The following is a 20774-nucleotide window of genomic DNA, read 5'->3' on the forward strand; positions in this document are numbered from 1 at the left end:
CGGGGTCGGATCAGCCGGCAGCGCGGGCAGCGACGATTTGCGCGAGGGTCGCTTCGACAACCGCGAGCCTGGTCGCCACATCGGCGTCGGTAGGGCGGATACCGAACTTCAAGCCGATCCGTGGGGTGTCACCTACCGCGCGGAGGGTTTCGGCGATCTCGTCGGGCCCCAGCAGGGATGCCGCGGAAGCGGCCAGGGCGGGAGCGTCACCGCGGCTGGGGATGTGCATGTCGGTCCAGGCAGGTCCCCACATGGTGTCCTCGCCGGTCGCGCCGGAATAGATGTAGGCCCGCAGTAGCCCGGCGTCGGTGACGGCCCGGATGTGCTCCATCGGCAGCCGTGGTCCGTGTCCCTCGATGGCGCAGCGGCCCCAGTTCAGGCTCATCCCGAGAACGTCGGCGGGCAGGCCGAAGGACCGGACGACGGCGATCTCGTCCGCCAGCGGGAAGAAGCCCTTGGCGGGTGTCCGGCCGGGAACGTAGGCGTCACAGTGCTCGACCAGCAATTCGGCGCCGGCCCGATCCCAGGTCAGGATCTCGGCGAGAGATCGCTGGAACGCCTCGAGGGAGCCACCGCGGGGACCGGGGGAGGTGTGCACCTCGATCGCGACCACCCGCCGGGTCCCGTACTCGGCGGCGAGGCTGACGGCCAGGTCGCATGCCCGCCCGACGTCGCTCAACGCCCGCTTCCGCTGCACGTCGTCGGTCGAGGCCAGACCGTAGTTCGGAGTGCTGCCAAGTGCGGCCATCATCGACGGCACGAGCGAGACGATCAGATCGTGTCCCGGGTTGACGTGCGCCCGGATCCAGTCCGGCTCGAGGGTTCGGGCGCCGGACGGGAACAGCGCGAACTCCAGACCGTCGATGTCAAGCCCGGCAGCCGCGTCGTAGAAGGCGTCTTCAGCGACGGGATCCGTCGGCGCGGAGATGTACGCGGACAGGAACATGCCGGCGGGGTTGGTCATCGATTCCTCCGTGGGGTGGCGTGCCGAGGCAGCAGCCGCGACCGCAGGCCGGAGCTGTCTCTTGGCGGGTGTTGGTGATCACAAAAAAGGATTGACGCTTCGGTTACTCCTGGTTATGGTTCCGTTCGACGGAACGCGGTTCCATGAATCTTGCACCGAGATCGAGTGTCCCGCAAGGACCGTCCTCAACCCCTCAGGGCCCCCGCTCCCGGGACCGCCCTCGGACCTGCGGACCGCCGCAGTGCGGCACGCGCTGGTGTACCGAGAAGGAGTCAGCATGAGAAGGAACAAGGTCGTTACCTTCACCGCCGCGGCCATGGTCGCCGCGTTCGCCCTGGTGGGGTGCGCAGCCGGCGACGGAACGAGCAGCAAGGGCGACACGAAGGACGGCGGCGCGAAAGCCGAGAAGACCTTCAAGCTGGCGTTCAACCAGCAGCCGAATCACCCGCAGTTCATCGCACTCGACGCCATGGGCGAGCGGCTGAAGCAGCGGACCGGCGGCAAGTACGACATCGAGGTGTTCCCGAACGAGACCCTCGGCACGCAGAAGGACACCGTCGAGCTGGTCAAGGCCGGAACCATCGAGATGTCGATGGTGGCCGCGCCCCTGATGGAGAGCTTCAACAAGGACTTCATCGTCTTCAACCTGCCGTTCACCTTCGACTCGCAGGAACACCAGCGGAAGACGACGAACGACCCGGCGATCGTCTCCGAGCTGTACTCCTCACTGGACAGCCAGGGCCTGCGCGTGCTCGGTTCCTTCCACGGCGGGGTGCGGAACATGTACACCTCGAAGAAGCCGATCAACACGCCCGCCGACATGAAGGGCCTGAAGATCCGTGTCATCGAGTCGGACACGAACGTCGAGATGATGAAGCTCATGGGCGGTAGCCCGGCTCCGATGGGAATGGGCGAGGTCTACACCGCCATTCAGTCCGGAGTTCTGGACGGCGCCGAGAACAACGAACTCACGTACGCCAACGTGAAGCACGCCGAGGTCGCCAAGTTCTACAGCTACACCCGGCACCTGATGCTCCCCGACTACCTCTTGATCAACCCGAAGGTTCTGGACGCGATGCCCGAGGACGTCCGGAAGATCTTCCTGGAGGAGATCGCCCTCGCGGTCGAGGAGGAGGGACAGCTCTGGGGTCAGGAGATCCCCCGGTCCAAGGCCCTTGCCGAGAAGGCCGGCGCGAAGTTCAACGAGGTCGACTCGGCCGCCTTCACCAGCCTGATCGCTCCGCTGACGCAGCAGAAGCTCGACAACGACAAGATCCGCGGCATCCACGCCAAGGTTCGTGCGGCCGCCAAGTGAGCCGGCGGTCCGGGTGGGTGACAGCGGAAGGGCTGGCGGGATGACCGCGGTCAAGAATGTGTTGGATCGAGTGCTGGGCTGGTGCTGCATCGTGTTGTTCGCGGCTCTGGTGCTCGATGTCGGCTGGCAGGTGTTCGCCCGGCAGGTGCTGAATTCGCCCAGCGGCTGGTCGGAGGAGCTGGCCAAGTACCTGTTCATCTGGCTGGGCCTGCTGGGCGGGGCCTGGGTCTTCGGCGAGCGCGGGCACGTCGCAGCCGATCTGGCGGTCCAGCGGATGCCGGAGAAGGTCCAGCGTGTCACCGCCGTCCTCGTTCAGCTCGCCACGCTGACGTTCGCGGCGCTGACCCTGATCTGGGGCGGTTACCAGGTGGTGCACCTGACCTGGGACCAGACCCTGACCGGACTGCCGCTGAATGTCGGGTGGATGTACCTGGCCCTGCCCATTTCCGGCGTGATCACCGCGTTCTACGCCGTCTACCACACGATCTCGATCAGCAAGGGCGACGAGGTCCCCATCGACCTGGAAGCCGAGACCGCGCTCTCGTAGGAAGGAGGAATTCATGGAAGCCGCAGCACTTGCGGGTCTCGTCCTGGTCGTCGGTATCGCCGTTCTGCTGCTGATCGGAGCTCCGATCAGCGTCGCGGTCGGGTTGTCCTCAACGCTGGCCATGTTCGTCGTGGTCGGCTTCGACAACGGAGCGCTCACCGCGGCACAGCAGATGTTCCGCGGGATCAACTCATTCGCACTACTGGCCATCCCGTTCTTTGTGTTAGCCGGTGTGATCATGAGTCAAGGCGGCATCGCCCTGCAGTTGATCAATGCCGGCAAGGTGCTGGTCGGCCGGGTGCCGGGGTCGTTGCCCCAGACCACCGTGGCGGCCAACACCCTGTTCGGGGCGGTCAGCGGATCCTCGATCGCGGCGGCGGCCGCGATCGGCACCACGATGGGCCCGCTGGAGGCCAAGGAGGGGTACAACAAGAACTTCTCCGCCGCGGTCAACGTCGCCTCAGCCCCGGGCGGGATGCTGGTCCCGCCCAGCAACCTGATGATCGTGTACTCCCTGGTGTCGGGATCTTCGGTCGCGGCCCTGTTCGTGGCCGGGTACCTGCCCGGACTCCTGTGGGCGGTCGCCTGCTCCGCCGTCGTGTATCTCTACGTCCGCCGGCACCCCGAACTGCGGGAGACCCAGCGGGTCGGCCTCCGCGAGGGTGCCCGGGTGCTGCTCATCGCCCTGCCGTCGCTGATGCTCATCGCCGTGGTGATCGTCGGCATCCTGGCCGGCTTCTTCACGGCGACCGAGTCCGCTGCCATCGCGGTGTTCTACTCGGCGATCCAGTCGGCGCTCTACCGCACGATCAAGCTTCGCGACGTCCCGGGCATCCTGCTGGAGTCCACCAAGATCACGGCAGTGGTCATGTTCTTGATCGCCGTTTCGACGATCATGGGCTTCGTCCTGTCCTTCTCGAAGATTCCCGAGCTGGTCGCGGACGCGATGTTCGGGTTCAGCGAGAACCCGGTCGTGCTCCTGCTGCTGATCGCGGTCATCCTGCTGGTCGTCGGCTGCTTCATGGACGCCACCCCGGCCGTCCTGATCTTCACGCCGATCTTCCTGCCGATCGTGGCCAGCTTCGGTGTCGACCCGATCCACTTCGGCATCATGATGATTTTCAACCTCAGTATCGGCACCATCACCCCACCGGTCGGGACCGTGCTCTTCGTCGGAGCGAAGGTGTCCGGCCAGCCGATCGAGGGCATCGTCCGCCAACTGCTGCCGTTCCTGGCTGCGCTGACGATCTGCCTGATCGTCGTCATCTTCACGCCCGGGCTGTCGCTCTGGCTGCCGGAGCTCTTCGGCCTGATGCCCTGATCAAGGTCGATACCTCCACCGAATCCGGATCGCCCCGGCTGCGCCGCCGGCCGGGGCTGCCCCCACAGCTGTAAGGAGAACGATGGAACAGCGCTTCGCCACCAGCCCCGAGCATGTCCCGGGCATGGACACCAACGAGCTGCGTGACCGTTACCTCGTGCCCGGCCTGTTCGTCGACGATGACGTCAACGCCCTGTACACGCATCACGATCGGGTGGTCGTGGCCGGCGTGAAGCCGGTGACCGGGCCGGTCACACTCCCGACGTTCCCGGAGATCGTCAGCCCGTACTTCTTCGAGCACCGGGAGGCCGGGATCGTCAACGTGGGTGGCCCCGGAGCCATCACCGTGGACGGCACCAGGTACGAGGCCGAGCACGGCGCATGCCTGTACGTGGGGCGCGGGGCCGTCGACGTGGTCTTCGAGTCCGGTGATGCCGCGGGCGAGGCGGGCCCGGCCCGGTTCTACCTGTTCTCCGCGCCGGCGCACACGACCTACCCGACTACCTTCGTGGCTCCCGGCGAGGGCACCGTCCGGGAGCTCGGCGACCCGGAGCAGTCGAACCGGAGGACCCTGAACCAGTACATCCACGAGAAGGGTGTGCGGAGCTGCCAGGTGGTGATGGGCGTCACCACCCTGCACACGGGCAGCATGTGGAACACGATGCCCGCGCACACCCACGCCCGGCGGACCGAGGTCTACCTGTACTTCGATCTGCCGGCCGATGCCCGGGTGGTCCACCTGCTCGGCGAGCCCACCGAGACCCGGCATCTGGTGGTCGGCAACGAGGAAGCGGTGATTTCCCCGAGCTGGTCAGTGCATTCCGGTGTCGGCACCGCAAGTTATAGCTTCGTCTGGGCGATGGCAGGGGAAAATCAGTCGTTCGACGACATGGATGGCTTCGCCATCGCTGACATGCGCTGATCAGACGCCCTTCAGTTAGGTGAGTTCATGACCAACGAAACGGTCCGAATGGCCGACCAGCTGCTTACCGGTGGTGCCAACGCGAGCGAGAAGACCCTGCTCGTCCTGGAAGCGGTCATGACTCATGCGCGGTTCTCGGAGGTGGTCGAGGCGACAGGTCTCGCCAAGGCCACCACACACCGCATCCTGGCCACCCTGATCGACCGGCGGTTCGTCACTGTCGCGCCCGACGGCGGCTACCTGCCCGGCCCGAAGATTCTCTCGCTGGCCGGGCAGGCCCTGCGGCGAATCGACATCTCCGCGATCGCACAGCCTTTCGTCGACGCTCTGGTCGATCAGGTGCATTGCACGGTCCACGTCGGCGTGGTCAACGGCGACGAAATCATCTACCTGATCCGTGCCGATTCGGACAAGCCGTACCGGATGCCGTCGCGGGTCGGTCTTGCGATCCCCATGCATACATCGGGCATCGGGAAGGTGGTGCTCAGCGGGTACAACGACCACGAGCTCCACCGATTCGTGGCTCGCGCGGAACTGCCGGCCCTGACCGCGAACACGATCACCACCCTGGACGCGTTGCGGGCCGAGCTCGCCGAGATCCGCGAGGTGGGATACGCGTTCGACCGCGAAGAGAACGTGCCCGGGGTCATCTGCGTGGCGGCACCGATCCGGGACTCGACCCACAAGATCAACTACGGAATCAGCATCTCGACCCTGACGATCGAACACACTCTCGAGCAACTGGAGGCGATGGCCCCACTGGTCGTCGAGAGCGCCGCGCAGATCTCAGAAGCCCTCGGATTCACCCCCACATCGTCTTTTGTGCCACCTGAAGGAGCCTATCCATGACGCGCCCAGCCGGCAGTCCTGCCGCGTACCTCACCCGCAGCTTCAGCCTGGAGGGAAAGGTCGCAGTGGTGACTGGCGCCGGCCGGGGGATCGGGCTGGCGATCGCGGAGTCGTTGGCCGCCGCGGGTGCTGACATCATCGGCGTCAGCCACAACATGCCGTCCGGCGCCAGCGAGACCCGTTCTCTGGTGGAAGGACTGGGGCGCAACTTCACCCCCGTGCGAACCGATTTCTCCATCCGGCCGGACGTAACGGCGCTGGCAGCCGATCTGGCAGGCCGCGAAGTCGACATCCTGGTCAACAACGGCGGCACCATCCGTCGGACCCCGGCTGCGACGCATTCCGACGAGGATTTCGACCACGTAATGGATGTCAACCTTCGCGCGACCTGGGTGCTGTCCCGCGAGATCGGCCGCTCGATGCTCGACCGCGGCCACGGGAAGATCGTGAACATGGCGTCCATGCTCAGCTTTCAGGGCGGAGTGAACGTCCCGGGTTACACATCCTCCAAGTCGGCTGTCGCCGGTCTGACGAAGGCGCTGGCGAACGAGTGGGCCGGTCGGGGCGTCAACGTCAACGCCGTCGCGCCCGGCTACGTCGCCACCGCCAACACCCACGACCTGCGCCGAGACCCCCAGCGCAGCGGCGAGATCCTCGGTCGGATCCCGGCCGCACGCTGGGCCGAGCCCGCCGATATCGCCGGTGCGGTGCTGTTCCTCTGCTCCAGCTCGGCTGACTACGTCAATGGAGCCATCCTTCCGGTCGACGGCGGATGGCTTGCCCGCTGACGCCGGCGCTCACGGTTGAGATCGCCGAACACCTGCACGATTCACGACGCCGGGCCGCTGCCGGCCTGGAGAAGGTGATCCGATGAAAATCTTCGAGGAACATCCCATTGTTCCGGTCGTCGTTCTCGATGACGAATCCCGGGCCGCGGACCTGGGACGGGCGCTGGTGGGCGGCGGGCTGCCGATCGCTGAGGTCACGTTGCGTACGCCGGGGGCGCTCGCGGCGATCGCCACGATGGCGCGCAACAAGGACTTGCTGGTCGGGGCGGGCACCGTGCTCACCCCCGAGCAGGCGACGGCCGCTGCGGAGGCCGGTGCCCGCTTCGCCGTCTGCCCGGGACTGTCCCGCGCCGTGGTCGAGCGGTGCGGCGCGCTCGGATTGCCCGTACTCCCGGGGGTCGCCACCGCGACGGAAGTCCTGGCTGCTCGGGAGATCGGCCTGGAGGCCGTCAAGTTCTTCCCGGCCGAAACCTCGGGAGGAGCGCCGGCTGTGGCCGCGCTCGCGGCGGTTTTCGGCGACATGCGGTTCGTGCCGACGGGCGGTATCACCGCGGCCAATGCCGGTGACTATCTTGCGCTGCCCTCGGTGCTCGCGGTCGGCGGCTCCTGGATGGTGCCGCGCTCGGCTGATCTCGACCAGATCCACGAGCTCATCGGAGGGGTGCGTGACGTCATTGCGGCTGCGGGACGCTGATTCCTGCAAATACGACGTGGTCAGCCTCGGTGAGGTGATGCTGCGCCTCGACCCGGGCGAGGGGCGGGTACGGACCACGCGGACGTTCCGAGTCTCCGAGGGTGGCGGCGAGTACAACGTGGCTCGCGCGCTGCGACGTGTTTTCGGGATGCGGACCGCGATTGTCACGGCGCTCGCCGACAACGAGGTGGGGCGGCTCGTCGAGGACTGCATGCTGACCGGTGGGGTGGACACGTCGCTGGTGCGCTGGGTGCCCTATGACGGCGTCGGTCGTACCGTTCGTAACGGGCTCAACTTCACCGAACGCGGTTTCGGGGTACGCGGAGCGCTGGGGGTGTCCGATCGTGGCCATAGCGCGGTGTCACAGATGCGGCCGTCCGACGTGGACTGGGACCATCTGTTCGGGGTCGCCGGGGTGCGGTGGTTGCACACCGGTGGGATCTTCGCGTCGTTGTCGCCGGTGGCGGCCTCCACAGTTCTCACCGCTGTCGAGGCCGCTCGGCGGCACGGGACCGCGGTGTCGTTCGACGTGAACTACCGGCCCAGTCTCGGTAATGACCTGTTGCCTGAGGTGCTGCCGTTCGTGGACGTGTTGATCGGTGTGCGCGATGTCGAGTCGTACCCGGAGACACCCGTTGTCGCGACCACCACGCGGCGGGTGGTGAGCGCCAGTCGCAACGACTTCGGCGCCGCGGCCTGGTCGCCGTCGACCGGTGTTGTACGAGCCACGGAGAGGCTGGACCTGGACGTGCTCGACCGGGTCGGCTCAGGTGACTCGTTCGCCTCCGGGTTGATCTATGGATTGCTCTGCGGGCGTCCGCTTCAGATCGCTGTCGAGTACGGCGCGGCACACGGTGCGCTGACGATGACCACTCCCGGCGACACTTCGATGGCGACGGCTGCTGAGGTGATGGCGCTCGCCGGAGGTGCCGGCGCCGCGGTGAACCGTTGAGCGTCACGATGACGGAGGCGGGCAGCGATGAAGTAAGTCGCCCTTCGGGCGCCTAAATGATCAAGGCTGTGACCTGCACAAAAAAGGTCACGGCCTTTCATTTCCCATTTTTGGCTTCTGAATTTGGTAACGGTCGTTCGGTGTTTGCTGCTTACGGTGCGAGCTGGACGGCATAAACCGGCCCGCCGAGTGGTTGACGCGTCCAGAAGCTGATGATTGACGCGTCAACCACTTGGGGGTTGCCATGACCGACCTGATCCTGGGCCTCGACACCTTCGGCGACGTGCCGTCGGACGACACCGGCGCGCTGCTGTCCGACGCGGCCGCGATCCGTCAGGTCGTCGACGAGGCGGTGCTCGCCGACGACCTCGGCGTCGACGCGATCGCGCTCGGCGAGCACCACCGTCCGGAATACTCGATCTCCACGCCGGAGACCGTGCTGGCCGGCATCGCCACCCGGACCAAGCGGATCAAGCTGGGCTCCGGGGTGACAGTGCTCAGCTCGGATGACCCGGTTCGGGTCTTCCAGCGGTTCTCGACCGTCGACGCCCTGTCCAACGGCCGGGCCGAGACGATCCTCGGACGGGGGTCGTTCACCGAGTCGTTCCCGTTGTTCGGCTACGACATGGCCGATTACGACGTGCTGTTCGAAGAGAAGCTCGACCTGTTCGTGAAGCTTCTCGACGAGAAGCCGGTGACCTGGAGCGGCACGACCCGGCCGGCCTTGGAGAACGCCGACGTCTACCCGAAGACCGAATCGGGCAGGCTGTCCACCTGGGTGGGTGTCGGCGGGTCGCCGCAGTCGGTGGTGCGCACCGCCCGGCACGGTCTGCCGTTGATGCTGGCCATCATCGGCGGGCAGCCGCAGCGGTTCGCGCCGTACGTCGACCTGTACCGGCGAGCGGCGGAGCAACTGGGCACGATCGCGCACCCGGTCGGTATGCACTCGCCCGGCTTCGTCGCCGACACCGACGAGGAGGCCAAGGAACTGTTCTACCCGGCCTACAAGGTGCAGATCGACCGGATCGGTGCGTTGCGCGGCTGGCCGCCGCTGCGCCGCTCCACCTTCGATGCCGAGGTGGCCCACGGTTCGCTCTACATCGGCTCCCCGGAGACCGTCGCCCGCCGGATCGCCCAGGGCGCCGGCGCGCTCGGTGTCGGCCGGTTCGACATGATCTATACCGCTGGCGCCCAGTCGGCAAGCGCCCGGATGCGCGCCGTCGAGCTGTTCGGATCCACTGTCGTACCCATGGTCCGCGACATGATGTCCTGAGCGTGATCCCCGCCGGCCCGGCGCTACGGAGCCGGGCCGGCGAGGTTCGAACGCTACGACGAGTTCTATGCAACCTTCTGTGGCGCGGCGAGCGTCTGGTGTCCAGCGGGGGCGGCAGCCAGACCGGCTCCCAATGCCGGACCGACTCCGCTCAGGCAGCGGAGCAGTCGACGGGAGATCAGTGGAGATCGCCATTGTGGGCAGGGGACACCTGGGCTCCACCCTGTCCCGGTTCTGGTCGAGCGCAGGCCACCGAGTCACCGCGCTGGGCCGGGACGGCGGAGACGTCACCGGAGCCGACGTGCTCGTCGTCGCGGTACCGGCGGCCGCCATCCCGCGCGCCCTGCAGGTGGTCGACGGCTACCGCGGCGCGGTAACCATCGACGCGACCAACCTGCAGGGCCCTGCCCCAACCGGCCACCCGTCCTTGGCGCACCTGGTGCAGTCGCTGGTGGGCGGCCCGGTCGCGAAAGCGTTCAACACCGACTACGCCCTGCTGTACGACGAGATCGAACGTCAGCAGGTCCGGCCGAGTCACCTGTACGCCGCCGACGCCGCCGCGCGGCCCGTCGCCGAGCAACTCATCCGGGACGTCGGTTTCAGTCCGGTCTTCATCGGCGACCTCGGCCACGCCCCACTGCTGGAACAGCATCTGAGCCTGGTCCGTGCCATCGCGGCGCACGGTTACGGGCCCTACTTCTCCTGGTACGCCGCCCCCGGCGATCTGTGGAGCTGACGATCAGCTGTGGGCCCCGGCTCGCAGCTCCTCGACGCGGCGCTCGAGGGCGGTGGCCGACGCCCGGCCGGTGACGCACTCCGCCCGGTACTGCTCCAGCTCCGCCTCCGCGGCGGCGAGCCGCGACCGCACGGCGGACGGCTCCTCAAGGCCCGAATCCGGCAGGCTCGTCCGGAGCCGCCAGCCGGCGAGCTCCACAGCGGTCGTATGGATCACCAGGACCTCCGGGGCGCTGGGGCCGGCGCCGCCGCTCGCAGCCCGGTTGATCTCGATGTCCAGTTCGGCGAGCCCGCGATCCAGCTGTGCGACGTAGTCAGCCCAGTGCCCGTCCTCGACCGCCGAGCACCGGGCATGCGCCAGCTCCAGGCCGTGGCGCAGGTGCTCGAACGAGAGTCGAACGGCCGCTGCGAGATCGGCATACCGGCGACTGACGGCGCGTTCGGTGTCGGCCACACGGCGATGCACGTCGGCCAACCGCGCCTTTTGCGTTGTTGTCACCGCGCGAACTTACGTGGGTCGGGCGACGGCGCATGGTCGTCCGGATGAACAACCTCGATCTGGCTCTCACCGAAGGCGGGCAAGGCTCCGGCCCGATGACGGCTGCCCGGGCGTCGGGGTTGCACCGTGAGGGAAAGCTCCCCTGCCGTCCGAACCCGCAGCCCTTCGACGGAGAGCCACCAGGTCCAGACGGTAGGGATTAGGCGAGTCACACCGATGTCAAGGCTCGGGGACATCGGCAGACTCGGGCTGCGCGGTCATCGAAGCGCCGACAACCTGGTGAGGGAGAACAGTGCCCAGAGCAGTGCGATTCGAGCAGTACGGCGGCCCCGAAGTGCTGCAGGTCGTGAACGTCCCACGGCCGGTGGTCCCGGCCGGCCGGGTGCTGGTCGAGGTGGTCACGGCCGCCCTGAACCCGGGGGAGATCGGTATCCGTGCGGGCGTCTTCGCCTCGATCTGGCCGGCGACCTTTCCCGAGGGCCAAGGCAACGACTACTCCGGTGTGGTGGCCGAGGTGGGACAGGGCGTCACCGAGTTCCAGGTCGGTCAGCCGGTGCTCGGCTTCGCGCCACGGGCGGCGCAGGCCGAGTTCGTCGTGGCAGATCCCGCCGCGCTCGCGCACAAGCCCGCCGGCCTCGGCTGGGACGAAGCGGCGACCATCGCCGGCGTCGGCGCCACCGCGTGGGCGGGCGTCGAAGCGGTCTTCCCCCGGGAAGGGGAGACCGTTGTCGTGTCCGCCGCCGCCGGCGGTGTCGGCGTCATCACCGCTCAGCTGGCGGCTTTGCGCGGCGCCAGGGTCATCGGCACCGCCGGGGAGGGCAACCTCGACTACCTGGCCTCACTGGGCGTGATCCCGGTCCGCTACGGCCCGGGGCTGCTCGAACGCCTCCTGGCAGCGGCGCCCGACGGCGTCGACGCCTACCTTGACACCTTCGGCGCCGGCAACGTCGACATCGCGATCGCGCTCGGCGTGCCGCCGTATCGGATCAACACGGTTGCCGACGGAAACGGTGTCCGGAAGTACGGGGTCCACTCCGACGCACAGGAGCAGGCGGACTCTCCGCAGATCTGGGACGAACTCGCCCGGCTCGTAGCGGCCGGGCGGATCGTCGTTCCGATCGCGCAGGCTTACCCGATGGACCGCGTCGCGGACGCCTACCGGGATCTGGCCACCCGCCACGTCCGGGGCAAGCGGGTGCTGCACGTGATGGCGCCGGACCGGCGCGCGGGTCTGCCCGCCGTCTGAAACGGCGTGGTGCCGGGCCGCGCCGAGTCTCGCTCGCCCTCCATCAGCTCAGGGCGCGTAGTTCCTCCTCCACCTCGCGCAGACCTGATGCGTCACCGTCGACCTTCTTGATCTCCCGTACCGCTTCGAGGTCCGCGCGGGCCGCCGCCAGATCACCGAGTTCCCGGTAGGCGCGGACCCTGGTCCGGAGAATCCAGGGGCGGATGGGTGCCGCGATTGGCAACCCCGGCGTCTGCAGTGCTCGGGTGGTGACCTGAACCGCGGTCTCCCACTGTTGCAGGTCCGCGTGGACCAGTGCCGCATAGTGAAGCGCCACGCCGGTCCCCACGGCGGCAATGGATTCGATCACGGCCGTCTCCCGGTTCCGCGCCTCGACGGCGCGCTCGAAGGCGGTGACGGCTCGCTGGCACGGACTAGGCGATCTTCACCGATTCGCTCTTCTGCCCCGTCCGGGATCGTCACACTGCCACCCGTGACCCATACGACAGGACGAACATGCAATCAGACACGGTGATCGCCCTGGAGGGCGTCAGCCGCACCTACGGCGCCGGGCCCACCGCGGTCCGCGCTGCCGACGGCATCGACATCGGCTTCCGCCGGGGCAGCTGGACCGCGGTGATGGGACCGTCCGGCTCCGGCAAGTCCACCCTGCTGCACTGCGCTGCCGGCCTGGAACGCGTCGACGCCGGCCGGGTGATGCTCGGCGACACCGACATCACCACCCTCGACGACGACGCGCTGTCGGAGCTGCGGCGTACCCGTATCGGCTTCGTCTTTCAGAGCTTCAACCTGGTGGGCGCGCTCACCGCCGAGCAGAACGTCGCGCTCCCGTTGCGGCTGGCCGGGCGCCGCCCGCCGCGCGACGAGGTACGCAATGCGCTGGCCGCCGTCGGACTGGGCGAGCGGGCCGGCCACCGCCCGCGGGAGTTGTCCGGCGGCCAGCAGCAACGGGTGGCCATCGCCCGTGCCATGGTGACGCGTCCGGAAGTGCTGTTCGCTGACGAGCCCACCGGCGCGCTCGACACCAGTGCCGCCCGCGACGTGCTGCGATTGCTGCGGACCTCTGCCGACAACGGGCAGACGATCGTGATGGTGACGCACGATCCCGCCGCCGCAGCCCGCGCCGATGCCGTCGTGTTCCTGCGCGACGGCCGGATCGTCGACCGCCTTGCCGGCGCCGACGTGCGTGCCGTCGCGGACCGCCTCGTCGCCTTGGAGGCGTGACATGCTCCGACTGAGCTGGGCCGGTTTCCGCGAACGATGGACGCTGTTCGCCGGAGCGGTGCTGACGGTGTGCCTGGGCGTGGCGCTGGTGCAATCGTCGCTGCTGCTCCTGGTCTCGGCGGCCGCCACCAGCGCTCCGGCCGGCGCGACAGCGCTCGCCCGCATGCGGTTCGACGCGAGCACCGAGGCGGCGGTGGCGCTGCTGGGCGTGACGCTGGGCTTCGCGGCCCTGCTCGCGGTCTTCATCATCAGCTCCACCTTCGCGTTCACTGTCGAGCAGCGACGCCGGGAACTGGCGCTGCTGCGGCTGGTCGGCGGAGCACGGCGCCAGATCCGGCGGCTGCTGCTCGCCGAGGCGACACTGCTGGGCGTGGTGGGTTCGGCGCTGGGCGTGCCGGTCGGTGTCGCCCTCATGGCGGTACAGACCTGGTTGCTGCACCGGCTGGGCTTCGTGCCGGACGGGTTCTCCGGCCGATGGCACCTCTGGATCGTCGCCGTCTCGGTGGGCACCGGCGTGGCTCTGGCCGTGGCCGGGGTGTCCCTCGCGGCCCGCCGCGCCGCCCGGGTCCGGCCGCTGGAGGCGCTGCGGGAGACCGGGGAGGCGACCCGGGTGATGACCACCGTACGGTGGGTGACCGGACTGCTGTTCCTGGCGGGTGCCATCACCCTGATCGGCCTGTCGCCGGTGGGCGGGGCCGTCGGGGGACAGGCCATGGCGATGAACGTGTCGGTCTGCGCGGCGATCGCGTTGACCCTGCTGGGGCCCTCGTTGGTGCCGGCGGTGGCCCGCCTGATCCCGGTCCGGGCCGCGGGCGTGCTCGGCGAGCTCGCCGCGGCCAGCCTGCGCGACGACCGGCGCCGTACCGCGTCCACCGCCGCACCGGTGATCGTCCTGGTCGGGTTGCTGCTCGGTCAGGCCACCGCGTCGTCGTCGTTCACCGCCGCCGGCCGGGAGGAGCAGCAGCGATGGATCTCCGCCGACCTGGTGATCGACGCACCGCAGGCGCCCGGCGCCCAGATCGCCGCCACACCCGGTGTCGCCGGCGCGTCGACCGAGGTGGAGGTGCCGATCGCTTTGACCACCGGGAGTGGCGACCTGGCCTACACCCGGTCCGCCACCGCGCTTCTCGTCGACCCCGTCTCGTACGGGCGGACGCATCCCGGCGCCGGCGACCTGACCGCGTTGCGCCAAGGCGCGGTGGCGGCCGGGCCCGGAGCCGACGGATTCTCCCCGGGCGACACCGTGGGCGTTCGCGTCGGTGACCGTGATCTGGGCCCGCTACCGGTCGTCGCCGCGGTGCCCCAGGCCATCGGTGGCGGCGCGACAGTGCTGCTGCCGGCCGGGGTGGTGCCGGAGGATCAGCTCGCCGGCGTGCCGTCGCACACGTTCGTGCAGCTGGTGTCGGGCGTGCCCCGGCAACAGGTGGTCGCCGCCCTCACCGGTGTCGGCACGGTCTCCGAACTGGACGCCTGGCTGGAGCGCGACAGCGTGGCCCGTACCGCCACCAGCACCGGTGTGTTGATCATGGTGATGGGCCTGGGCGGGTTGTACGCGCTGATCGGAGTGATCAACTCTGTCGTCGTCGCGGGGGCGACGAGGCCGCGCGAGTTCGCCGCTGTGCGGGTCACCGGATTCACCCGCGGGCAGGCGGTCCGCGCGGCGGTCCTCGAAGCGATAGTGGTCGCCGTGGCCGGTTTGCTCCTCGGTCTGCTGGCGGCGGCCGGAACGCTGGTCGGGGTGATGGCCACGACGGCCGCCGTGGCGGGCACGGTCACGGTGGACGTGCCGTGGCTGCTGGTGAGCGCCGTGGTGGCCGGCACGGTGCTGGTGACCGGGGTGACCAGCACCGTGGCCACCTGGGCGGCCACCCGGGAACATCCCGTCGCCCTGCTGGGCGCACGAGAGTGACACCGGACCCGGCGGGGCCGAGCCCCGCCGGGTCCTACGCCGGCAGATGCCGCAGCCTCGTCCTGGTCTGCTCGGCTCCGTCGTCGTCCGCGGCCTCCTGCAGCCGCAGGATCGTTTCGAGATCGTCTCTGGCTGCGGAGTTCTCGCCGAGTTGCTGGTAGGCCTCGGCGCGTCGTCCGAGCAGACGTATCCGATGCTGGAACGGGATCGGCGTCTCGTGCGGTCGCAGTGCCGCGGTGACCGCATCCACCGCTTTCTGCCACTGCCGCAGGTGCACATACACATGGGCGGCGTGAGCACGCGCCGAGATCATCGTGAAGTAGGCGATGCTGTCCCGGGGCGCCGTCCGCGGGTCCGTGACCAGGGCCAGGGCTCGTTCGATGGCGTCGAGTGCCTCCTGGTGCCGGTCCAGCGCCCGCAACACGTTGCCGAGGCCGATCAGCGCCTGTGGCAGTCCCGCCCGGTCGCCGGCGGCGGAGAAGTGCTCGACCGACTCCCGCGCCGGTGCGAGCGCCTGCTGGTAATGGTCCTGCGTCAGCAGCGCCCATGCCTGATACATGCGCGCCCACGCCATCTGCCGGCGATCACCGGCGCGCCGGGCGAAGAAGAAGGCCCGCTCCGCGAACCGGGTGGCGACGTCGTACTCGGCGAGACAGAAGTTGTGTGCCCAGGAGAGGTAGCCCAGGTGGGTGGCCTGCAGGCGGTCGTCGCACAGCCGGCTGGCCGCCTCGCTCGACAGTGCGAAGACCTCGTGCCAGCGGCCCCAGTCCAGCCAATGATCGGAGAACCAGTGCAGAGACTCGGCGACGTCGACGACCCGCTGGTGCTCACCGAGCTCCGCCGCCTCGGCCAGAGCGCCGAACCAGTTCTCCGCCTCCACCGTCAACCACGCCTTGGCGGCCGCCGGGGAGTCGATGACGGGGAGCCGCGGCTCCGGAGCGTCTGCGCCGTCGGGCTCGTACCATCGCCCCGCGACGATGGCGGTGTCGAGCAGCCAGTTCCGCAGCCGCGCCCGGGCCACCGAGACGGCGTGCGGGTCGTCGTCCTCGCGCAGTTTGAGCTGCGCGTAGAGCCGGAACAGGTCGTGGAACGTGACCCGGTTGTTCTCCGCCTCCTGCAGCAGGCCGAGCTCGATCAACTCGTCCAGGGCGTCCTCCGCCCCGGTGACGGACTGCGGCTCGACGACGGTGGCCATCGTCGCCCCACAGGTCGGACCGTACATCAAGGACAGCCGCCGGAAGAGTCGCCTGCCGTCGTCGGACAGCTGGTCATATGAGAGCGAGAACGCCGCGCTGACACCCGACTCGCCCGCGGAGAGCTCGGCCAGGCGGTGTTGCCGGTCCGACATGCGGGCGATGAGGTCACCCGCCGTCTTGTCGGGGCGGCCCGCCAGGCGGTTGCCGGCGACCCGGATCGCGAGCGGCAGGTGGGCGCAGAGCCGGGCGAGATCACGAAGCTCGGTCTCGTCGGCCGGACGATCGGCCGTGATGTCCGCGAGCAGCGCGACCGCCTCCCGCTCCTGGAGCGGGGAGAGCACGACGCGTTCCACGTTCTCCAGTCCGCTGAGCAACCGCCGGCTCGTCACGATGACCAGGGCGGGCCCGTGTGCGGGTATCGCCGCCCGCACCTGCGCCTCGTTCGCCGCGTTGTCGAGCACGATGACGATCCGCTTGCCCTTGCTGACGCTGCGCCAGGCGGCGGTGACGTCGGCCAGCCGGGGAGGAAAGCTGCCGGTGGACGGCTCCACCGCCTGAATCAGCTGCATGAGCAGCGCCTCGGGGCTCAGCGGATGTTCCGCGAGTCCCTGCAGGTCGACGAAGAACTGGCCGTCCGGGAAGCGCGGCGCGAGCTGTGTCGCGGCCTGCGCGGCCAGTGCGGTCTTCCCGATGCCGGGCTCTCCGTTGATCAACACGGTCGGACACTGACCGTCGGCCGGGTCGCTGCCGATCCGTGCCCGGATGTGGGTCAGTTCGGCGTCGCGTCCGGTGAAATCGGCGAACGGGGCAGGCAGTGGCAGCGCCTGCGCGGTGGCCGCCGAACCGCGTTTGCGGCCGGCTCGGGCGGCGGCGGTCAGCGCCGACCGCTCGGCGGCATCGAGCCCGAGCGCGTCGGCGATCGCGTCGATCGTGCTGACCCGCGCACCCCGGCTGGCTCCACGCTCCAGATCGCTGAGCGCGCGGTCGGTGATGCCGGCCGCAGTGGACAGCTGATCGAGGGTCATGTCCGCGGCCAGGCGGAGCCGGCGGAGCAAGGGGCCCAGTGCTTCGGGCTCCACCACGTCCACCTCCGTAACGAACCGAAGTCCCCGAGCTACACCGTATTCCCACTTCGCGGGGGAGGTGAGCGCTCCCACGCCGACGACGCCGAGCTGGGCTGTGCTATTCCATCGAGGTTGTACGCGCTGCGTATCGTCGTCAGGTGGAGATCCGTTACCGCACACGTTTCGCCGTGGACGACACCGCGCTGAGTCGCCTGCACGCGCGGGCCTTCGATTACGCCGAGACGCCGTTCGCCTGGGGCCGGGTCCTCGGCCAGCCGGCGACGGTCACGTTCGTCGGGGCCTTCCTCGGCGCCGACCTGGTCGGGTTCGCGCAGGCGCGCCGGACGGATCCCGGGCAGGCCGGTCTGCTCGACGTGGCTGTGGATCCGGACCGGCAGCGCCGGGGCATCGGCCTGGCACTGGTCCGCCACGTGATCCGGGACGTCGAAGCGGCCGGGCTGTCGCGCCTGCTGGTGGAGTTCGAGCCGCCGCTGAGCGAGTTCTACTTCGGCCGTTGCGGTTTCTCGCGCCGGGACGCCACCACGGGAGTCCGGTGGCTGTCGCGACCGCAGCCACCGGTATAGGTGCTCGTCGCCGATGGCGACGCGACCGGATCACCCACCGCCTGCGTTTCTCGCCCCGGGCGACGCCGTGGCCGTCGCGTTGACCGTTTAGGCGAGAAACACCGATACGTTCGGCCACCTCCCCCTGGGACATTCGGTTTGTCCAACGGAAGGGGGCTTGAGATGAACCTCGACGGCAGAACCGTCGTCCTGACCGGTGCCACCAGCGGCATCGGGGAAGCCGCCGCCCGGTTGCTGGCACCGCGCACCGGCACGCTGGTCATCCAGGGCCCGCAGCCGGCTTCCGAGGTCGCCACCCTGATCAAGGAGCTCGGCGCCCATACCGAGGTCCATTACGTGGCGGCCGACTTCACGTCCTTCGAGCAGGTGCGGCAGGCGGCCGCCGAGATCCGCGCGACAGTGCCGGCGATCGACGTTCTGATCAACAACGCCGGTGTGCCCGGGACCGCACACCGGCAGGTCACCGCGGACGGCAACGAACGCACGCTGCAGGTCAACTACCTCGCGCTGACCCTGCTGACCGAGAATCTGCTGCCGGCGATCCCGGCGGGCGGGCGGATCGTGAACGTCAGCTCCACCACGCACCGGATGGTCAGCCTCGCGCTCGACGACCTCAATCTGGAGCACGGGTACGACCCCGTTCGCGCCTACGCCCAGTCCAAGCTGGCGATCCTCACCTATTCCCTGCGGTTCGCGCAGCAGGTGAGCGATCGCGGCATCGGCGTCGTCGCGATCAGCCCCGGCGTGATCAGCACCAGCCTGCTGCATCAGATGTTCGGGGCCGGCGGCGCCCGGGTGGAGCACGGCGGGCGGCGTATCGCCGAGGCCGTCACCGCCGACGTGCCCACCGGCACCTACATCGACGACGGCGAGATCGTCGTGCCGAGCGACGAGGCGCGCGACCCCTCGGCTGCGGCTGCCCTGGCAGCCCGCACATCACCACTCATCCAGCACTGACGCACAAGGAGGAAAGATGGGCAAACTCGACGGCAAAGTAGCCATCATCACCGGCGGCGCCCGGGGCATGGGTGCCGCGCACGCCCGGCGATTCGTCGAGGAGGGCGCGAGCGTCGTCATCGCCGACGTGCTCGCCGACCTCGGCGCCAAGCTCGCCGACGACCTGGGCGAGCGAGCGATCTTCGCCGAGCTCGACGTCCGGGACCGCGAGCGGTGGACCGACGTCGTCGCGCAGACCGTGGAACGGTTCGGCCGCCTCGACGTCCTGGTGAACAACGCCGGCATCTTCCGGCGCGAGTCGATCGAGACCCACTCGCACGAACTCTGGGACGAGGTCATCGGCGTCAACCTGACCGGCATCTGGAACGGCACGAAGGCGGTCATCCCGGCGCTGAAGGCGGCCGGTGGTGGATCGATCATCAACGTCTCGTCGACGGCGGGGATGACCGGGTACGCGTGGCTGCCCGCGTACACGACCTCGAAGTGGGGCATCCGCGGCCTCACGAAGACCTCGGCTCTCGACCTCGGCCAGTACGGCATCCGTGTCAACTCGGTGCACCCCGGCTTCGTCCGTACCCCGATGACCGAGGAACTCGGCGACAACACCGCGAACGTGGCGCTGCACCGCACCGCTGCCGACACCGAGCTGACCCCGCTGGTGCTCTTCCTCGCCAGCGACGACTCCGCCTTCAGCACCGGCGCCGAATTCATCGCCGACGGCGGCGAGTCCGCCGGCCTGCCCGTTCACAACTGATCCGGTTCACCCCCACGGAAGGAATGACGAACATGAGCACCGTCCTGACCGCAAGCCCGCTGGCCGGCCGCATCGCCGTGGTGACCGGCGCGTCCAGCGGCATCGGGGAGGCGACCGCCGAGCGGCTCGCCGCGCTCGGTGCCAACGTGGCGCTGCTGGCCCGCCGTGAGGACCGCTTGAAGGCGGCCGTCGCCCGGATCACCGAGCGTGGCGGCCGCGCCCTTGCCGTGCCGACCGACGTCACCGACCGGGCCGCCATGGTCCGCGCCGCCGAGGCCGTGCACGACGAGTTCGGCACCGTGGACCTGGTCTTCGCCAACGCCGGCGTCCAGCACGTCTCCCCGATCGACGACCTGACGATCGACGACTGGGACGAGCAGATCAACCTCAACATCAAGGGCGTCATGAACACCGTTCAGACGTTCGTGCACGACCTCGAGTCCGCGGCCGCCGCCGGTAAGTCCGCCGACCTGATCTTCACCTCGTCGATCGCGGCCACCCGCATCCTGGAGAAGTTCCAGGTCTACTCCGGCACGAAGGCCTACATCAGCCACCTGGCCCGGGTGCTGCGCACCGAGCTCGGCCGCAAGAAGGTGCGCGTGTCGGCCGTCGAGCCCGGCATGGTCGACACCGAGCTGCCGCTGCACGTCACCGATCCGGACGCCACCGCGCTGATGGCTGACCTGATCAAGCAGATCGACGTGCTGCAGTCCGCTGACGTCGCCGAGACAGTGGCGTTCGTGGCCTCGGTGCCCAAGCACGTGAACCTCACCGAGATCACCATCCTGCCCACCGAGCAGATCATCTGAGTAGGCCATCGCGCGGCGTTGCCGCCAGCCGGTGGAGGTCGTGGGGGCGGCCTCCACCGGCATCGGTGCGCCCGAGCCCCGCTGCGGACTAACTCTTCGTGTCTTCTTCCTGGTCTCCGGACGACGGAACCGCTTCGATGAAGGAACCAGAAAAGTCAGCTTGCACCTGGGG

21 protein-coding genes are annotated in these 20774 nt (G+C 69.0%); 17 read left to right on the forward strand and 4 right to left on the reverse strand.

Going from position 1 to position 20774, the window contains the following annotated elements; all coding sequences use genetic code 11:
• Positions 1 to 10: 10 nt before the first annotated feature.
• Positions 11 to 964, reverse strand: coding sequence for a DUF4862 family protein (locus AB0F72_RS00915; protein WP_360423000.1), 954 nt, complete (start codon positions 962 to 964; stop codon positions 11 to 13).
• A gap of 277 nt (positions 965 to 1241) precedes the next feature.
• On the opposite strand from AB0F72_RS00915, the gene AB0F72_RS00920 reads away from it, so the two are divergent.
• The 10 genes from AB0F72_RS00920 (at position 1242) to AB0F72_RS00965 (ending at position 10361) form a co-directional block, all read left to right on the forward strand.
• Positions 1242 to 2279, forward strand: a complete 1038-nt coding sequence (locus AB0F72_RS00920) for a TRAP transporter substrate-binding protein (RefSeq protein WP_360423003.1) — start codon at positions 1242 to 1244, stop codon at positions 2277 to 2279.
• A 40-nt stretch (positions 2280 to 2319) separates the two neighbouring features.
• Positions 2320 to 2826: a TRAP transporter small permease gene (locus AB0F72_RS00925; protein WP_360423006.1), complete on the forward strand. Its 507-nt coding sequence runs from the start codon at positions 2320 to 2322 to the stop codon at positions 2824 to 2826.
• Between the two features lie 13 nt (positions 2827 to 2839).
• A complete protein-coding gene (locus tag AB0F72_RS00930) occupies positions 2840 to 4147 on the forward strand; it encodes a TRAP transporter large permease (protein WP_360423009.1) in 1308 nt (435 codons plus the stop codon).
• A gap of 82 nt (positions 4148 to 4229) precedes the next feature.
• On the forward strand, positions 4230 to 5069 hold the full coding sequence (gene kduI / locus AB0F72_RS00935; protein ID WP_360423011.1) for a 5-dehydro-4-deoxy-D-glucuronate isomerase: 840 nt from the start codon (positions 4230 to 4232) through the stop codon (positions 5067 to 5069).
• Positions 5070 to 5096: 27 nt separating this feature from the next.
• Complete coding sequence (locus AB0F72_RS00940; RefSeq protein ID WP_360423013.1) at positions 5097 to 5918, forward strand: IclR family transcriptional regulator; 822 nt, start codon at positions 5097 to 5099, stop codon at positions 5916 to 5918.
• Positions 5915 to 6706 (forward strand): SDR family oxidoreductase, encoded by a 792-nt coding sequence (locus tag AB0F72_RS00945; RefSeq protein ID WP_360423016.1) that lies wholly within the window; start codon positions 5915 to 5917, stop codon positions 6704 to 6706. The genes AB0F72_RS00940 and AB0F72_RS00945 overlap by 4 nt, the downstream gene beginning before the upstream one ends.
• A gap of 82 nt (positions 6707 to 6788) precedes the next feature.
• A complete protein-coding gene (gene eda, locus AB0F72_RS00950; RefSeq protein ID WP_229067478.1) occupies positions 6789 to 7400 on the forward strand; it encodes a bifunctional 4-hydroxy-2-oxoglutarate aldolase/2-dehydro-3-deoxy-phosphogluconate aldolase in 612 nt (203 codons plus the stop codon).
• Complete coding sequence (locus AB0F72_RS00955) at positions 7372 to 8352, forward strand: sugar kinase (RefSeq protein ID WP_360423020.1); 981 nt, start codon at positions 7372 to 7374, stop codon at positions 8350 to 8352. The genes eda and AB0F72_RS00955 overlap by 29 nt, the downstream gene beginning before the upstream one ends.
• Positions 8353 to 8596: 244 nt before the next feature.
• Positions 8597 to 9625, forward strand: coding sequence for an LLM class flavin-dependent oxidoreductase (locus AB0F72_RS00960; RefSeq protein ID WP_360423023.1), 1029 nt, complete (start codon positions 8597 to 8599; stop codon positions 9623 to 9625).
• Between the two features lie 181 nt (positions 9626 to 9806).
• Positions 9807 to 10361: a hypothetical protein gene (locus AB0F72_RS00965; protein ID WP_360423026.1), complete on the forward strand. Its 555-nt coding sequence runs from the start codon at positions 9807 to 9809 to the stop codon at positions 10359 to 10361.
• Between the two features lie 3 nt (positions 10362 to 10364).
• Here the strand turns inward: AB0F72_RS00965 and AB0F72_RS00970 are convergent, their stop codons facing one another.
• On the reverse strand, positions 10365 to 10859 hold the full coding sequence (locus tag AB0F72_RS00970; protein WP_360423029.1) for a hypothetical protein: 495 nt from the start codon (positions 10857 to 10859) through the stop codon (positions 10365 to 10367).
• 292 nt (positions 10860 to 11151) lie between these two features.
• On the opposite strand from AB0F72_RS00970, the gene AB0F72_RS00975 reads away from it, so the two are divergent.
• Positions 11152 to 12105 (forward strand): NADP-dependent oxidoreductase, encoded by a 954-nt coding sequence (locus tag AB0F72_RS00975; RefSeq protein WP_360423031.1) that lies wholly within the window; start codon positions 11152 to 11154, stop codon positions 12103 to 12105.
• Positions 12106 to 12148: 43 nt separating this feature from the next.
• Here AB0F72_RS00975 and AB0F72_RS00980 read toward each other — a convergent pair whose 3' ends face one another.
• Positions 12149 to 12454 (reverse strand): hypothetical protein, encoded by a 306-nt coding sequence (locus AB0F72_RS00980; RefSeq protein ID WP_360423034.1) that lies wholly within the window; start codon positions 12452 to 12454, stop codon positions 12149 to 12151.
• Between the two features lie 146 nt (positions 12455 to 12600).
• Between AB0F72_RS00980 and AB0F72_RS00985 the strand changes: the two genes are divergently transcribed.
• Together AB0F72_RS00985 and AB0F72_RS00990 are read left to right on the forward strand one after the other, a co-directional pair.
• On the forward strand, positions 12601 to 13329 hold the full coding sequence (locus tag AB0F72_RS00985) for an ABC transporter ATP-binding protein (protein ID WP_360423037.1): 729 nt from the start codon (positions 12601 to 12603) through the stop codon (positions 13327 to 13329).
• 1 nt (position 13330) lies between these two features.
• Positions 13331 to 15238 (forward strand): FtsX-like permease family protein, encoded by a 1908-nt coding sequence (locus AB0F72_RS00990; protein WP_360423040.1) that lies wholly within the window; start codon positions 13331 to 13333, stop codon positions 15236 to 15238.
• 34 nt (positions 15239 to 15272) lie between these two features.
• On the opposite strand, the gene AB0F72_RS00995 is transcribed toward AB0F72_RS00990, so the two are convergent.
• Positions 15273 to 17516, reverse strand: coding sequence for an AAA family ATPase (locus AB0F72_RS00995; RefSeq protein WP_360423043.1), 2244 nt, complete (start codon positions 17514 to 17516; stop codon positions 15273 to 15275).
• 140 nt (positions 17517 to 17656) lie between these two features.
• Here AB0F72_RS00995 and AB0F72_RS01000 point away from each other — a divergent pair, with 140 nt between their 5' ends.
• From AB0F72_RS01000 to AB0F72_RS01015, 4 genes are all read left to right on the forward strand, one after another.
• On the forward strand, positions 17657 to 18082 hold the full coding sequence (locus AB0F72_RS01000; RefSeq protein WP_360423046.1) for a GNAT family N-acetyltransferase: 426 nt from the start codon (positions 17657 to 17659) through the stop codon (positions 18080 to 18082).
• A gap of 162 nt (positions 18083 to 18244) precedes the next feature.
• Positions 18245 to 19039 carry an SDR family NAD(P)-dependent oxidoreductase gene (locus AB0F72_RS01005; protein WP_360423048.1) on the forward strand — a complete coding sequence of 265 codons (795 nt, stop codon included), beginning with the start codon at positions 18245 to 18247 and terminating at the stop codon, positions 19037 to 19039.
• 16 nt (positions 19040 to 19055) lie between these two features.
• Positions 19056 to 19793 (forward strand): SDR family NAD(P)-dependent oxidoreductase, encoded by a 738-nt coding sequence (locus AB0F72_RS01010; RefSeq protein WP_360423051.1) that lies wholly within the window; start codon positions 19056 to 19058, stop codon positions 19791 to 19793.
• 32 nt (positions 19794 to 19825) lie between these two features.
• On the forward strand, positions 19826 to 20602 hold the full coding sequence (locus AB0F72_RS01015; protein WP_360423054.1) for an SDR family oxidoreductase: 777 nt from the start codon (positions 19826 to 19828) through the stop codon (positions 20600 to 20602).
• Positions 20603 to 20774 lie beyond the last annotated feature (172 nt).

The organism is Actinoplanes sp. NPDC023936 (genome assembly GCF_040639325.1).
Taxonomy (GTDB): domain Bacteria; phylum Actinomycetota; class Actinomycetes; order Mycobacteriales; family Micromonosporaceae; genus Actinoplanes.